Genomic DNA, 14,218 nt, shown 5'->3' with positions numbered 1-14,218 from the left:
CGCCTGCACGCACGCCCCCGGCCGACCCGGCGGCAGCAGCCCCGCTGGCCCTGAGCATCACCGCATTGGACAGCGCCCGCCCGGTGCTGCGCATGGACACGCTGTTTTTGTTTCATGACGGGGAGGAGGGAGCGGCCGCCAATCGGGGCGAATCGACGATTGCCCTTGCGCCCGCCGATACCGCCAATACCGCCGCCATTGAAAACGAGCGCCTGCTGCAGCTACAAACCCAGCTGGCCAGCCTAGAAGAACAACAGAAAAAAAGCCGCGCCGAAATCGCCGGGCTGACGGCTGAATTGGCAGCCGCCAAAGCGGCTAACACCCTGCCCCTGTGGCTTTACCTGCTTTTGGCCGTGCTCACGGCGGCGCTGCTGGCCATTGCCTACTTGCTGCAGCGCCTGCGGGCCGAACGCCAGCACGCTGCCAGCGATTGGCACCAAGCCGTCCGCAGCGCACACGCCCCCGATGCTGAAGAAAAATACATAGCATCCCCCGTTGAAGAAGAAACACAATACAGCGTAGAAACAGTAAAAAAGCCCACAGTAGAAGCGCCAGAAGCTCCTACTAAGCAAGCCAACCCTGCGCCCGCCCCGGTAGAACCTGCGCCCCCGGCCCCCATCGAGGTGCCCATCCAGCCCAACGCTTTTTTCCTGCCCCAAGCGGACAACCACCTGAACGAGGGCGACAGCGCCGAGGCTCCGTCGGCCTACCTGACGGTCACCACCCAAGACTTTCTGGACACCCAGGAGCAGGCCGAGTTTTACGCCTCGATTGGCGAATACGATGAGGCCATCATCCTGCTGGAAAGCCTCATCGAGAAAAATCCCAAAGCCTCCCCCCTGCCCTACCTGAAGTTGCTGGAGTTTTTCTACCAACTCAGCCGCACCGAGGCCTTTGAAACCACCCGACGCGCCCTAGAGGCGGTGTTCAACATCCAAGCACCCCGCCTGGAAAATTACCACGCGCCCAGCGCCGACTTGCTCGAAGGTGCCGTACCCCTGCTCACGCAAATTGAAGCCCTCTGGCCCACCGACGATGTGCTGCCTCTGATGGGCGGGGCCATCCACTACCCGACAACAACCCCCAAGCTGGCCCAGCCCCTGGACCGCCTGCCAGCCACGGCGTTCCAAGAACTGCTTCTGCTGTACGAAATTGCCGAACACACCACGGCCAGCCAACGCGGCAGCACCCTGGCCCGCAGCAGCACCATTGCCGCCGCCCAGCGCAGCTTGGCACCCGACGACAGCCGCTTGGCACCCGACAACAGCCGCCTGGCGCAAGACAGCAGCACCGCCGCGTCCGCCCTGGCAGCCACACCGCTGCTGGATGTGCCCCACTTGGCGGGCGGCCTAGAGGCCGATCTGCCTTCCAATCTGCTGGGTGATCTGCCTGGCGATTTGCCGAATGATTTCCCTCATGATCTGGCCGAATTTTCAGCCGTGGAGCCGCCGCCCCCATCGCCCGAGCAGCCGCCCCAGGCCGAGGCCAGCCTGCCGCCAGCGCCTTTTGAAAACACCGACAACGCCCTCTTGACCGACTTTGGCCTGGACTGGCCCTTGCCCAGCAGCGGCGAGGCCGACAGCGCCGCGCCCACCGCGCCTGCTGAAAAAGTGCCCCCGCCCTCCTTCGACATGGAGGGGCTGGATTTTGACAACTTCGAGTTCAAGCCCAGCACCCCGCCAGAGTCCAAACCCTAGCCCTAGCGCGCCAGATCAGCCCGCAGCGTGCTGTCTGCTGGCAGCCATCAGTGCATATTTTTCAGCACCTGCCGGGCCAAATCCACAATGCCAGCTTCGCTCAAGCTGCTGGCCTGCACCGACTGGCGCTGCGCCCACTGCTGGAAGTTGCGCGCTTGCGAGCGCAGGTACTGCGGGTCGTAGTGCAAGGCCATCAGCTCGGCAAACAAATTGCGGAAATCGCCCGCCTGCGCCCAGGCTTGCCAGCGGGCAATGGTCTCTTTGCCCTGCAGCTCTTTGAGCAAGGCCAGCCGCTGGCACAGCAGCGGCACATCGTCCCCCAAATAGGCGTAATCGCGCAGCAAAAACGCCAGCCGCACGTCAGGCGTGGCTTGCACCTCCAGCACGGGGGCGCTGCGCATCTGGGCAATCAGCTCCAGCGGCACAGCCAGGCGGCCAATCTTGGCGCTCTCGCCCTCAATGAAAATCGGCTGGGCCGTATCCAACTGCTCAAGGGCATGGAGCAGCCGCGTCTCAAACGCTTTTTGGCTGGGCTGCTCCACGCCGGGCACCGCTCCAAGCAGCGACCCCTTGTGACAGGCCAGGCCCTCCAAATCGAGCACCTGCGCCCCTTGCGCCTGCAGGGCATGCAGCAAGCGCGTTTTGGCACTGCCCGTGGCCCCGCACACCACCCGCAGCCGCAATTGCGGCACCCGCTGGCGCAACTGCTCCACAACGTGGTGGCGGTAGGCTTTATAGCCCCCCGTCAGCTGCTGCGCATCCCAGCCCACCATGCGCAGCCACGTCACCATGGAGCCGCTGCGCATCCCCCCACGCCAGCAATACACCAAGGGCTTCCAGTTCGCCGGGCGATCGGCCAACGTGGTGGTTAAATGCCGGGCCAAGTTGGCGGCCACCCAGGCGGCACCCAGCCGCTTGGCTGCAAATGCGCCTTGCTGCTTGTACAGCGTGCCAATGATGGCCCGCTGCGCATCATCGAGCACCGGGCAGTTGATCGCCCCCGGAATGTGGTCAAGGGCAAATTCAGCAGGAGAGCGAGCATCAATCACGGTGGTAAACCGGGCAATCTCGGTAACACGAACAGGCTGGCGCTGGGACATTTAAAAAGCCATCAGGTAAAAATGAAACAACCGCCATTGTCATAGCCCCGCCCCCTGGGTCCCTGAAGAGGGCGTAAAACTTGAACGCTACAATTTGCCCCATTCCCCATTGTTACTGCGCCCCTTGTGTCTGCCATGTCTGAAACCCTTGCTACTACCACCGCTCCCCGTTTAACTTCGCTCTCGCATGGCGGTGGCTGTGGCTGCAAAATTGCCCCGGGCATCCTGGCCCAACTGATTGGCCAAAGCACCCTGCCCACCCAATTTTTTCCAGATTTATTGGTCGGCACCGAAACGGCCGACGATGCCGCCGTCTATCGCATCAATGAGCACCAAGCGATTGTGGCGACGACCGATTTTTTCATGCCCATCGTCGATGACCCACACGACTTTGGCCGCATCGCTGCCACCAATGCGCTGTCGGATATTTACGCCATGGGGGCCACGCCGCTGATGGCGCTGGCCATTGTTGGCATGCCGATCAATGTGCTGCCGCACAGCACCATTGCGGCCATTTTGGAAGGTGGGGCCAGCGTCTGCCGCGCTGCGGGCATCCCGCTGGCGGGCGGGCATTCGATCGACTCGGTCGAACCCATTTACGGGCTGGTGGCCATTGGCATCGTGGATCCCCGGCAACTCAAGCGCAACGCCGATGCCCAGGCGGGCGACGTGCTGATTTTGGGCAAACCGCTGGGCGTGGGCATTTTGTCGGCCGCGCTCAAAAAAGAATTGCTCGATGCCACCGGCTACACCGCCATGATCAGCGCCACCACGCAACTGAACCGCCCCGGCCCCGATTTGGCGCAATTGCCCGGCGTGCATGCCCTGACGGATGTCACCGGCTTTGGCTTGCTGGGCCACGCGCTGGAGATGGCCAAGGGTGCCCAGCTCACCGCCTGCATTGATGCTGCCGCCCTGCCACTGCTGCCGGGCATTCAAACGTTTGCCGAGCAAGGCGTGGTCACTGGCGCTTCGGGCCGCAACTGGGCCGCGTATGGCGAGCACGTCGTGCTGGGCGAGCACATCAGCGCCAGCCAGCGGGCCGTGCTGACCGACCCGCAAACCTCCGGCGGCCTGCTGGTATCGTGCCGCCCCGAAGTGGCCGCGCAGGTACTGGAGATCTTCTCCCGCCACGGCTTTGGTGCCGCCCGCGTGATTGGCACGATGCAAACGGGCCCGGCCCAAGTGCAAGTCCAATAAGCGCGCGGCGCATACCACCTACCAATGCTCCAGCCAGGCCACCCGCCCCTGGCCAGCCTCGTTGATGCGGGCTGTTAGGCTTTGCATAGCATCTTCCGCAATCTGCCATTGCATTTTTACCTGGGTTTGATGCTCAACGGCAAGCAATACGGCCGCTGACTGCTCTAGTTGTCTGCGCATCCAGCCCTCCAGGGCGTAGGACACAGCGCATTGCTGGGTACACAAGCGCCGCAGTGGCACTTTTTCAGCCCGCTGCAGCGCCTGGGCCACCGCATCGGTATAGGCCCGCACCAAGCCGCCGGCCCCCAGTTTGACCCCGCCGAAATAGCGCACCACGGTGGCCAGTACTCCTTCCAAATCGTGGTGGCGCAGCACCTCCAGCATCGGGCGGCCCGCGGTGCCACTGGGCTCGCCATCGTCCACCGCCGCCGACTGCCCACCCGCCAGCAAGGCCCAGCAAATGTGCGCGGCATCTGGGTGCTGGGCCCACAGCTGCTGCACCACCGCCTGGGCGCTGGCGCGGTCGGCCACCGGCTGAATGCACGCAATAAAGCGGCTTTTTTTAATCACCAATTCGTAATCAACAGAAGAAAAAATCGTACTTGCCATGGGGCCAAAAGCTTAAGCGCAATCGGCCCCACACACCAACAAGAGCGCTCAGCAAACAATAAGCACGCCATGGGCAAGGCACAATTGCATCCATGGATTACCGCTTAGACGACATTGACCGCCAATTGCTGCGCCTGCTGCACATGAACGCCCGGGCATCCACCGCCCACCTGGCGCGGCAGATGAATTTGGCCCGCACCACCGTGGTGGCCCGCATCGCGCGTCTGGAGCAAGAAAGCGTCATCGCCGGCTACGGCGTGCGCCTGGGTGAACGCATGGAGCAAGCGGCCGTGCGGGCCTACTGCGGCATCCGGGTGCAGCCCAAAATGGCCCCCTCGGTGATGCAGTCGCTCAACCGCCTGGTCGAAGTCGAAGAAGTCTCTGCCGTCAGCGGCCAGTACGACTACATGGTGTTTTTGCGCTGCGAGAGCAACGAAAAGCTCGATGCCCTGCTGGACCGCATCGGAATGATTGACGGCATCCAGCAGACCTACACCTCGGTGGTTTTAAGCCGCAAAATCGACCGCCGCTCCACCGCCCCCGTCGGGATGGGCAACGCTTGATTTTTCCCCACCCTGTTGCACCCCATTCACTGTTCACTGTTGAATCACAAAGTACGAAACCCCCATGACCCAATCACTCACTCCTGCCGAACAAACCCTGCGCGATGCTGCGCGTGACTACCACAGCCACCCAAGCAAGGGAAAAATCTCCGTCACCCCCACCAAGCCGCTGTCCAACCAGCGCGACCTGTCCCTGGCCTACTCGCCCGGTGTGGCCTACCCTTGCCTGGATATTCAAGCCGACCCCAGCAAAGCCTTTGACTACACCGCCCGGGGCAACCTGGTGGGGGTGATCACCAACGGCACCGCCGTGCTGGGCCTGGGCGATATTGGCCCGCTGGCGGGCAAGCCGGTGATGGAAGGCAAGGGCTGCCTGTTCAAAAAATTTGCCGGGGTGGATGTGTTTGACATCGAGCTGGACGAGCGCGATCCGAACAAACTCATCGACATCATTGCCGCCCTGGAGCCCACACTGGGCGGCATCAACCTGGAAGACATCAAAGCGCCCGAGTGCTTCTACATTGAGCAAGAGCTGTCCAAGCGCATGAACATCCCCGTCTTTCACGACGACCAGCACGGCACGGCCATCATCTCCAGCGCCGCCTTGCTCAATGGGCTGGAATTGGTCGGCAAAGATATTGCCCAGGTCAAAGTGGCCGTCTCTGGCGCAGGGGCCGCGGCCATTGCCTGTGTGAACGTCATGCTGGGCTTGGGTGTGCGCCGCGAAAACGTCTTCATGTGCGACTCCAAAGGCCTGATCTATGCCGGCCGCCCTGGCACGCTGGATGCCTCCAAAGCCGCCTTTGCGCAGGCCACCGAAGGCCGCACTCTGGCCGACGCGGTAAACAATGCCGACGTTTTCCTGGGCTGCTCGGCCCCCGGCGTGCTGACGGCGGACATGCTCAAAACCATGGCCGACAAGCCCATCATCCTGGCCCTGGCCAACCCCGAGCCAGAAATCCGCCCTGAGCTGGCCAAAGCCGTGCGCCCCGACTGCATCATCGCCACCGGCCGCTCGGACTACCCCAACCAGGTGAACAACGTTTTGTGCTTCCCCTACATCTTCCGGGGCGCTTTGGACTGCGGGGCCACCAAAATCACCGAAAGCATGAAGCTGGCCTGCGTGCGCGAAATTGCCGCCCTGGCCAAGCAGGACGTGAGCGATGAAGTGGCCGCCGCCTACCAGGGCAAAGAACTCACCTTCGGCCCCGATTACCTCATCCCCACCCCCTTTGATACGCGCCTGATTTTGCGCATTGCCCCGGCGGTGGCCCAGGCGGCCGAGGAATCGGGGGTTGCCACCCGCCCCATTCCCGATTACGCCGCCTACCGCGAGCACCTGACGCGCTTTGTGTACCAAACCAGCATGATCATGCGCCCGGTGTTTGCCGCCGCCAAAGCCACCCCCCAGCGCGTGGCCTACGCCGAGGGCGAAGACGAGCGCGTGCTGCGGGCCGTGCAAACCGTGGTCGATGAAAAGCTGGCCCGGCCCATCTTGATTGGCCGCCCCGAAATCATCGCCACCCGCATCGCCAAGGCGGGCCTGCGCCTGCAAGCCGGGGTGGATTTTGAGCTGTGCGACCCCGAGGACGACCCGCGCTTTCGCCAGTACTGGGAGGCTTACCACCGCATCATGGGCCGCAACGGCGTGACCCCCGAAACAGCGAAAAAAGTGCTGCGCCGCTCCAATACCCTGATTGCCACCATGATGGTCAAAATGGGCGATGCCGATGCCATGCTGTGCGGCCTGGTCGGGCGCTTTGACCGCCACCTGGCGCACCTGGAAGGCGTTTTAGGCCGCAAGCCCGATGCCCAGTGCCTGGCCACCGTCAATGCCTTGCTGCTGGAAGGGCGCACCCTGTTCATCGCAGACACCTACATCAACGAAGACCCCAGCGCCCAAGAGCTGGCCCACATCGCCTGGATGGCGGCCGAAGAAGTCCAGCGCTTTGGCATCCCGCCCAAGGTGGCCTTTGTTTCGCACAGCAACTACGGCTCCTCCACGCGCAAGTCGGCGCTCAAAGTGCGCCAGGCCCGGGACTTGTTCTGCGCCCAGCATCCGCACATTGAGTGCGACGGCGAAATGCACGGCGATGCCGCCTTAGACGAAAGCGTGCGCGGGCGCGGCTTGCTGGAGTCGTCCTTGCACGGCGAAGCCAACATCCTGATCTGCCCCAACCTGGATGCGGCCAATATTTTGTTCAATGTGCTCAAAACCACCGTCTCCCACGGCACCACCATTGGCCCCGTGCTGATGGGCGTGGCCGACTCGGCCCACATCATCACGCCATCGTCCACGGTGCGCCGCATCGTCAATATGACCGCCCTGGCGGCCGCCAAAGCACAGCAAACCGGCTAAACCAGCCTGCACCTGCTGCACAAGCGAGCGGATTTCCCCCGTTCAGCTTGTGTAGAATGGCGCTCCTTGCAAAGCGTGGCAAAGCGGTTGCAGGCACACCCTGCTTGAACACTTTGGTTCAAGCGGTGCCGCAAATGCTTGGCACGCCACGCCATTGGGTGGGTTGGCAGAGCGGTTGAATGCACTAGTCTTGAAAACTAGCAAGGATGTAAGTCCTTCCAGGGTTCGAATCCCTGACCCACCGCCAAAATACATTTTAAGTTATTGATTTATAACGACTTTTTTAAAAGTCAATATACCGTTATACGCTTGGTTATACGGAATTGTTTGCATAAAATATAAGCAACCACTCCTTAGCTATCCTGTACTCAAAGCCCTGAGCGCCAACCGCTCAGGGCTTTTTTCTTGCCTGAAATTCAGAGAGCATGCCTTTGAGCACCAGCACATATTCCAACACTTGCAGCGCTGCATCCGTGGCCCAACTGCAAGAATGACAGCAAGGAGGTTGGGATCGCACGTAGGGCTGTGTGCCCCCCATCCTGCAGCGTGACCTGATTGGGTCAAGGCCGAGTTGTCATGCAGGCAGTTTGGCTGCAAGCAGTTCGACCTTCTCGATATTGGGCGGAGAACTGAGCAAGGTCGCGGCGTTGGCCATCAAGGCCGCGGCGATCTGGCCGTTCAGATGTGCTTGGCGACCTGCCTCATCGGCAAAGGCATCGAACACACCGAACGTCGAAGGGCCAAACTTCAATGCGAACCAGGCCGTGGTGCCGGACTCGGCGTTGGCGAGCGGCAGTGCGCTGGCCAGGAAGTCGGCAAGCGCAGCCTCCTGGCCGGGTTTAGCTTCGAGGCGAACAAACAGGGCGAGCTTGGTCATGATGTATTCCTTTGGGTAAATGGAAAAGTGGGTGAAGGGATCGACGAGACTGCAGTCTAAGTCTTCATGACAGACATCCCTATAGGCAATAATGACAACATTGATATCATTGTTGCCATGAAACTCCACCTCCTTATTTGTGATGGCGTGTTTGATCTGGGGCTTGCGGCGCTCACTGACACAGTGGGCTTAGCCAATGCGATGGCGGGCTCGCTGCCACAGGCTCCCGCGCACATAGAGCTCACGCTGGTGGGCGTGCGGCGTCGCATCCGAACTGCGCAAGGCTTGACGGTCCCCGTGGTCACTGCGCATGGTGTGCCCGAACCAGACGTCGTGCTCGTGCCAGCGTTTGGCGACAAGATGCCTGACACGCTCTCGGCTCGACTCACACGCCCCGATGTGCCCGACGCGGTCGCGGCGCTACAGCAGTGGTCCACCGCTGGCGCGCACCTTGGTGCCGCTTGCTCCGGTAGTTTCTTGCTTGCAGAGAGTGGCCTGCTTGATGGGCATCGTGCGACGACGTCATGGTGGCTGGGGCCGATGTTTCGGCAGCGCTATCCGAACGTCACGCTGGACGAGTCACGCATGATCGTGAACTCGACACGCTTCACCACCGCGGGTGCCGCTTTGGCCCACGTCGACTTGGCCTTGCGCATCATCCGAGGGCGCAGTCCGGCGCTGGCGGCCCTGGTGGCACGCTATCTGCTGGTCGAGGCGCGCAGTTCGCAAGCCGAGTTCGTGATTCCCGACCACCTTGCGCATGCCGACCCGATGGTGGAGCGCTTCGAGTGCTGGGCCAGACGTCGGCTCGCGCAGGGGTTCTCGCTGGCCGAGGCGGCCAGCGCCGCAGGCACAAGCCAGCGCACCTTGGCGCGGCGGTTGCAAAGCGTTTTGGGAAAGACACCGCTGTCGTATTTCCAGGACCTGCGCGTGGAGCATGCCGTCCATCTCTTGCGCACCGGGAACGCCAGCGTCGACCAGGTCGCCGCACAGGTCGGTTACTCGGATGGGGTGACCCTGCGGGCCCTGTTGCGCCGCAAGCTGGGCCGGGGTGTCAGGGAGTTGCGACGCGGTGGATGACCAAAGGCGTTGGGTGCAAAAGCACCAGCCGTGCCAAAGCAGTCTTCAGTGACCTTTCAAAGTTCAGAGACCTTTCAAAGGTCTGAGTATTGGGAATACTGTTAGCTTTTCCACTGTTTTCTGTTCACTAATCTGGGTTTTCATCCACATGCTATTCAATCCACTTCAAGTAGGTTCTCTCACCCTGCCCAACCGCATCCTTCTGGCACCGCTGACCCGCACCCGTGCCGACGCTGGCCACATGCCCAACGCGCTGATGGCCGAGTACTACAGCCAGCGAGCCACCGGCGGCCTGCTGATTTCCGAATGCACCATGGTGGCGCCCGGTACATCGGCCTTCGTCAATGAGCCTGGCATCTACAACGACGCGCAGATTGCAGCCTGGAGGCAGGTGACCGACGCGGTGCACGCCAAGGGCGGACGCATCTTCATGCAGATCTGGCACGCTGGCCGCGCAGCCTACCCTGGCGCTGCCGATGGCGCCCCCATTGTCTCCAGCAGCGCCACCGCTATTGAGGGTGAGATCCACACGCCCCAAGGCAAGGTGCCGCACGCGGTGCCCCGCCCCCTGAGCGTCGAAGAGATTCCCGGCATCGTGGCTGCGTTTGCTCAAGGCGCACGCAACGCCATTGCCGCCGGCTTTGATGGTGTGGAAGTACACGGCGCCAACGGCTACCTGATTGACCAGTTTCTGCGCGACACGCCCAACCAGCGCACCGATGCTTACGGCGGATCGCTGGAAAACCGTGCACGTTTGCTGTTCGAGGTACTCACTGCCGTGACCCAGGCGATCGGTTCCGAACGTGTGGGTCTGCGCCTGTCGCCCCTCAACAGCTACAACAGCATGAAGGACAGCGATCCGCTGGCCCTCATCGGCTTCCTGGCCGATAGGCTCAATGCCTTCAAGTTAGCCTACCTGCACGTGATGCGCGCCGATTTCTTCGGCGTGCAGAAGGCCGATGTCATGCCCGTAGCGCGTGAAAAGTACAAGGGCGTGTTGGTGGGCAATATGGGTTACAGCGCTGATGAGGCAGAGGCAGCTATTGCCGAAGGTAAGCTTGACGCGGTGGCCTTTGGCACCGCCTTCCTGGCTAACCCGGACCTGCCCGCACGCATCAGGGCCAAGGCACCGCTGAACGCGCCTGACTCCAACACGTTCTACGCAGGTGGCGCCAAGGGCTATACAGACTATCCGACACTGCAGGTCGCGTAAATCACCGCCCCAGAAGACCGAAGAAACGAGCCACTTTATACCCAGGGCTCTGCCCTTCGATCTTGCGAAGCTGTGAATCGATGGCGTCTACCGAGTGTTGTGCGCCATCACGATCTTTAATTGATAAGTTGCCTCGGTTTGCTTCGCTGCCCGCCGAACTTGGCCCTACCCTGGTGCCATCGGACTAAAAGAAAAATTTGAGGATTTGCAGCAAATCCACGTCGTGCACAACTGGTGCTATTTAGGCAGCAGCACCACGCTTGCCCAAGCGCGCAAACTTGGTAAAGCAGCGGCAGGGTTTGATGCCGATGGCTACAAAATTCTTTGCCGTCCCATCTTGGCCGAAGAGCTGCCCATCGTGCCGCTCTAGCTGCGCTGGCCGCGCCGAGCCACGTTCCTAGCGCCGCTCCACCAGCGCGTGCGCGATGGTGCCCAAATCCACATATTCCAACTCACTGCCCACCGGCACGCCACGGGCCAGGCGGGTCACTTGCAGGCCACGGGCCTTGAGCAGTTCGGTGGCCATGTGGGCGGTGGCTTCGCCCTCGGTGGTGAAGCTGGTGGCCAAAATCACCTCCTGCACCTGCCCATCTTGGGCGCGTGCAAGCAGTTGGCTTAAGCCCAAATCCGCGGCCCCCACGCCATCCATGGGCGAGATGCGGCCCATGAGCACGAAGTAATAGCCCCGGTATGCGCCCGTGCGTTCCATGGCGGCCAAATCGGCCGGGGTTTCGACCACGCACAGCCGGGCCGCATCACGCCCGGCATCGCTGCAAATGGGGCACATGGTTTGGTGCGAGAAGGTGTGGCAGCGCTGGCAGTGCACCACCGAGTCCAGCGTTTGCACCAGCGCCTGGGCCAGCGCCCGCGCCCCGTCTTGGTCGCGTTGCATCAGGTGAAAAGCCATGCGCTGTGCGGTTTTTACGCCCACGCCCGGCAGGCGGCGCAGGGCCACAATCAAGGGTTGCAGGGGCTGGATATCAGAGGTTTCAGACATGGCAAGCGATGGCAAAGCACCAAGAAAAAAGGGAAAGCCTGGGCCTTCCCTTCAAAACACATAGCTTTTTGCGCTGATATAACAAGGATTTTAGGTAATAAACAATCTGAAATCCTTATTTATTCAGCGCAAACAGCTCTCTTTTTAGAAAGGAAACTTCATCCCGCCTGGCAGGCCAGGCATACCGGCGGTGATTTTCCCCATCTTTTCGGAGCTGGTTTCCTCGGCCTTGCGCACGGCGGCATTGAAGGCGGCGGCGACCAGGTCTTCGAGCATGTCTTTGTCTTCGGCCAGCAGGCTGGGGTCGATGGTGATGCGCTTGACATCGTGCTTGCAGGTCATGACGACTTTGACCAAGCCAGCGCCCGACTCGCCCTCCACCTCAATGTTGGCCAAGTCTTCCTGGGCCTTTTTCAGGTTGTCCTGCATGGCTTGGGCCTGCTTCATCAGGCCAGCGATTTGTCCTTTGTTGAACATGGTAGTTTTTCCTTTTCTATCAGGGTGTCAGGGCAAAAATGAAAACCGGCAATAGTGCCACGGCTTGGGCCGCAGTGCAGTCTTGCCAAGAAAAATCAAAGCGGGCGAATGCTCCCGGGGACGATGGTGGCACCGTACTGCGCTATCAGCGCCTGCACCTGGGCATCGTTGGCGACGATGGCCTCAGCACCGCGCTGGCGGGCTTGGGCCTGGGCCTGGTGGCGCAAGGCGGGGCTGTCTTGCACCGGCCCCACTTGCACTTGCACACCCGGGCAGGCAAACGCCTGGGCCAAGGCGGCGGCCAAGCGCTGCACAGTTTGCTCTTGGGTGAGCGAGCTGCGTGGCACTTGCAAGTGCCAGCCTTGGGCATCCTGGGCAAGCAACTGGGCTTGCAAGGCCAGTTCGCGCACCAGGGCGGAGATGGCCTCGGCCTGGATAAGCTGCTGCACACAGTCGGCCCAAAAATCGCCCAAGGTGCTGTCCATTCCCGCAGTAGCCGCCACCGTGGCCTGGGGCAAAGGGGCCGCATCTGCGGCTGGTGCGCTGACCGGGGGGGCTGGCTTGACCGGGGGCACAACGGCAGGAGCCACGCTGGGCGGTGGCGCACATTCTGGCTCTGGCCCAGGGCTACCGTAGTGCGCATCGGGCGGAATGTCGTCCCACGGCGGCACGCTGCTGGCTTGTGGGGGCGGTGCTTGCGGGGGCGCGGCGGCCTCAGGGGGCTGATCGGCTACGCTGTGCGGCGACTCCCATGCCGAAGCAGGTTTGGCCTCTGGCACCTGCAGCGCAGGCAGCGCCGTGGGCGGCACTGCCGATGGCGCGACAGCCACCGGGGCAGACTGCACCGCTACGGGCTTAACCGCTGTTTTTTTTTCAGCCAAGGCCGTCGCCGCAGCAGATAACGCTGCGGTCGCGGTGTCGGTCTGCGGGGCTTTAAAGGCCAGTGGGCGCAGCAGCACCATGGTCAAACCGGCGTATTCGTCCGGGGCCAGGCCCAGTTCTTGCTGGCCATGCAGCGCAATGCTGTAGCACAGCTGAATTTCATCGGCGGGCATGGCTGTGGCCAAGGCTTGCAGCGCGGGGGCATCGGGGTCGGAAGGGTCCAGCTCCATCCCCGGCACGGCTTGCAGCACGGCCATGCGCTGCAGCAAAGCGGCCAGCTCTTGCAGCGTACCGGCAGCAGAAATGCCGTGGATGCGCAAAACATCCACCGTCTCCACCAGCTGGCGACCATTGCCGGCGGCCAAGGCATGAAGCAGCGCAAACACATGGCTGCGATCGACCGCGCCCAGCATCTGGCGCACGGTGGCCTCTTGCAGCTGCCCGCTGCCAAAGGCGATGGCCTGATCGGTCAAGCTGAGCGCATCGCGCATCGAGCCTCGGGCCCCTTGGGCCAGCAGGCGCAGCGCTTGCTGTTCAAAGGCCACGCTCTCTTGGGCCAGCACGGTTTGCAAATGCTCCAGCACGGTTTGCGCGGCCATAGGGCGCAAGTTGAACTGCAGGCAGCGCGAGAGCACGGTGACGGGCACTTTTTGCGGATCGGTGGTGGCCAGGACAAATTTCAGGTACTCGGGCGGTTCTTCCAGCGTTTTCAACATGGCGTTGAACGCGGTGTTGGTGAGCATGTGCACCTCGTCGATCATGAAGACCTTGAAGCGCCCCTGCACCGGTTTGTACACCGCTTGCTCCAGCAGGCTTTGCACTTCGTCCACCCCGCGGTTGGAGGCGGCATCCAACTCGATATAGTCGGGAAAGCGTCCGCTATCAATTTCTGTGCACGCAGGGCAAACACCGCAAGGCGTAGCGGTGATCGTGCCTTGCCCATCCGCCCCTGTGCAGTTGAGCGACTTGGCCAGGATGCGCGACACCGTGGTCTTGCCCACGCCACGCGTGCCAGTGAACATATAGGCATGGTGCAGGCGCTGCTGCGTCAGCGCATTGGTCAGGGCCTGCACGACGTGCTCCTGCCCCACCATTTCGGAAAAGTTGCGGGGACGGTATTTACGAGCGAGCACTAAATAAGACATAGCCGCCGATTCTACGGTC

Annotated in this window: 13 protein-coding genes and 1 tRNA gene; 8 read left to right on the top strand and 6 right to left on the bottom strand. The window is 62.0% G+C overall.

Translation table 11 applies throughout. The annotated features are described in order from the left end of the window. Nucleotides 1-1,697, top strand: a 1,697-nt coding sequence (locus tag J1777_RS02495) for a hypothetical protein (protein ID WP_423220531.1), incomplete at its 5' end; no start/stop codon positions are given. A gap of 47 nt (nt 1,698-1,744) precedes the next feature. On the opposite strand, the gene mnmH is transcribed toward J1777_RS02495, so the two are convergent. Beyond that, nucleotides 1,745-2,797, bottom strand: a complete 1,053-nt coding sequence (gene mnmH / locus J1777_RS02490; RefSeq protein ID WP_207574253.1) for a tRNA 2-selenouridine(34) synthase MnmH — start codon at nt 2,795-2,797, stop codon at nt 1,745-1,747. Nucleotides 2,798-2,932: 135 nt separating this feature from the next. Between mnmH and selD the strand changes: the two genes are divergently transcribed. Further along, nucleotides 2,933-3,997, top strand: coding sequence for a selenide, water dikinase SelD (gene selD, locus J1777_RS02485; protein WP_207574252.1), 1,065 nt, complete (start codon nt 2,933-2,935; stop codon nt 3,995-3,997). Nucleotides 3,998-4,015: 18 nt separating this feature from the next. Here selD and J1777_RS02480 read toward each other — a convergent pair whose 3' ends face one another. Then, nucleotides 4,016-4,606: an IMPACT family protein gene (locus J1777_RS02480; RefSeq protein WP_207574251.1), complete on the bottom strand. Its 591-nt coding sequence runs from the start codon at nt 4,604-4,606 to the stop codon at nt 4,016-4,018. Between the two features lie 92 nt (nt 4,607-4,698). Here J1777_RS02480 and J1777_RS02475 point away from each other — a divergent pair, with 92 nt between their 5' ends. From J1777_RS02475 to J1777_RS02465, 3 genes are all read left to right on the top strand, one after another. Next, complete coding sequence (locus tag J1777_RS02475) at nt 4,699-5,169, top strand: Lrp/AsnC family transcriptional regulator (protein ID WP_207574250.1); 471 nt, start codon at nt 4,699-4,701, stop codon at nt 5,167-5,169. 64 nt (nt 5,170-5,233) lie between these two features. Next, nucleotides 5,234-7,528 (top strand): NADP-dependent malic enzyme, encoded by a 2,295-nt coding sequence (locus J1777_RS02470; RefSeq protein WP_207574249.1) that lies wholly within the window; start codon nt 5,234-5,236, stop codon nt 7,526-7,528. A gap of 157 nt (nt 7,529-7,685) precedes the next feature. Next, nucleotides 7,686-7,775, top strand: a tRNA-Ser gene (locus tag J1777_RS02465). 327 nt (nt 7,776-8,102) lie between these two features. Here J1777_RS02465 and J1777_RS02460 read toward each other — a convergent pair. Next, on the bottom strand, nt 8,103-8,405 hold the full coding sequence (locus tag J1777_RS02460) for a putative quinol monooxygenase (RefSeq protein ID WP_007182542.1): 303 nt from the start codon (nt 8,403-8,405) through the stop codon (nt 8,103-8,105). A 66-nt stretch (nt 8,406-8,471) separates the two neighbouring features. Between J1777_RS02460 and J1777_RS02455 the strand changes: the two genes are divergently transcribed. The 3 genes from J1777_RS02455 to J1777_RS02445 all read left to right on the top strand — a co-directional run bounded on the left by J1777_RS02455 (nt 8,472) and on the right by J1777_RS02445 (nt 11,068). Beyond that, complete coding sequence (locus tag J1777_RS02455; protein WP_207574248.1) at nt 8,472-9,485, top strand: GlxA family transcriptional regulator; 1,014 nt, start codon at nt 8,472-8,474, stop codon at nt 9,483-9,485. Between the two features lie 148 nt (nt 9,486-9,633). Continuing rightward, the gene (locus J1777_RS02450; protein ID WP_207574247.1) at nt 9,634-10,698 is read left to right on the top strand and encodes an alkene reductase; all 1,065 of its coding nucleotides are present in this window, start codon (nt 9,634-9,636) and stop codon (nt 10,696-10,698) included. Nucleotides 10,699-10,903: 205 nt separating this feature from the next. After that, nucleotides 10,904-11,068, top strand: coding sequence for a hypothetical protein (locus tag J1777_RS02445; protein WP_207574246.1), 165 nt, complete (start codon nt 10,904-10,906; stop codon nt 11,066-11,068). Nucleotides 11,069-11,095: 27 nt separating this feature from the next. On the opposite strand, the gene recR is transcribed toward J1777_RS02445, so the two are convergent. The 3 genes from recR to dnaX form a co-directional block, all read right to left on the bottom strand. Further along, nucleotides 11,096-11,695 (bottom strand): recombination mediator RecR, encoded by a 600-nt coding sequence (gene recR / locus J1777_RS02440; RefSeq protein WP_207574245.1) that lies wholly within the window; start codon nt 11,693-11,695, stop codon nt 11,096-11,098. A gap of 144 nt (nt 11,696-11,839) precedes the next feature. Next, nucleotides 11,840-12,172 carry a YbaB/EbfC family nucleoid-associated protein gene (locus J1777_RS02435; RefSeq protein WP_207574244.1) on the bottom strand — a complete coding sequence of 111 codons (333 nt, stop codon included), beginning with the start codon at nt 12,170-12,172 and terminating at the stop codon, nt 11,840-11,842. A 95-nt stretch (nt 12,173-12,267) separates the two neighbouring features. After that, the gene (dnaX, locus tag J1777_RS02430) at nt 12,268-14,199 is read right to left on the bottom strand and encodes a DNA polymerase III subunit gamma/tau (RefSeq protein ID WP_207574243.1); all 1,932 of its coding nucleotides are present in this window, start codon (nt 14,197-14,199) and stop codon (nt 12,268-12,270) included. Nucleotides 14,200-14,218 lie beyond the last annotated feature (19 nt).

The organism is Comamonas denitrificans, assembly GCF_017368815.1.
Lineage (GTDB): Bacteria > Pseudomonadota > Gammaproteobacteria > Burkholderiales > Burkholderiaceae_C > Comamonas > Comamonas denitrificans.
This window is presented reverse-complemented; position numbering and strand designations above follow the sequence as displayed.

Excerpts from the sequence above, each read along its gene's own strand:
- mnmH (WP_207574253.1), bottom strand. The coding sequence starts at position 2,797 with ATGTCCCAGCGCCAGCCTGTTCGTGTTACCGAGATTGCCCGGTTTACC.
- selD (WP_207574252.1), top strand. The coding sequence starts at position 2,933 with ATGTCTGAAACCCTTGCTACTACCACCGCTCCCCGTTTAACTTCGCTC.
- J1777_RS02480 (WP_207574251.1), bottom strand. The coding sequence starts at position 4,606 with ATGGCAAGTACGATTTTTTCTTCTGTTGATTACGAATTGGTGATTAAA.
- J1777_RS02475 (WP_207574250.1), top strand. The coding sequence starts at position 4,699 with ATGGATTACCGCTTAGACGACATTGACCGCCAATTGCTGCGCCTGCTG.
- J1777_RS02470 (WP_207574249.1), top strand. The coding sequence starts at position 5,234 with ATGACCCAATCACTCACTCCTGCCGAACAAACCCTGCGCGATGCTGCG.
- J1777_RS02460 (WP_007182542.1), bottom strand. The coding sequence starts at position 8,405 with ATGACCAAGCTCGCCCTGTTTGTTCGCCTCGAAGCTAAACCCGGCCAG.
- J1777_RS02455 (WP_207574248.1), top strand. The coding sequence starts at position 8,472 with ATGACAGACATCCCTATAGGCAATAATGACAACATTGATATCATTGTT.
- J1777_RS02450 (WP_207574247.1), top strand. The coding sequence starts at position 9,634 with ATGCTATTCAATCCACTTCAAGTAGGTTCTCTCACCCTGCCCAACCGC.
- recR (WP_207574245.1), bottom strand. The coding sequence starts at position 11,695 with ATGTCTGAAACCTCTGATATCCAGCCCCTGCAACCCTTGATTGTGGCC.
- J1777_RS02435 (WP_207574244.1), bottom strand. The coding sequence starts at position 12,172 with ATGTTCAACAAAGGACAAATCGCTGGCCTGATGAAGCAGGCCCAAGCC.
- dnaX (WP_207574243.1), bottom strand. The coding sequence starts at position 14,199 with ATGTCTTATTTAGTGCTCGCTCGTAAATACCGTCCCCGCAACTTTTCC.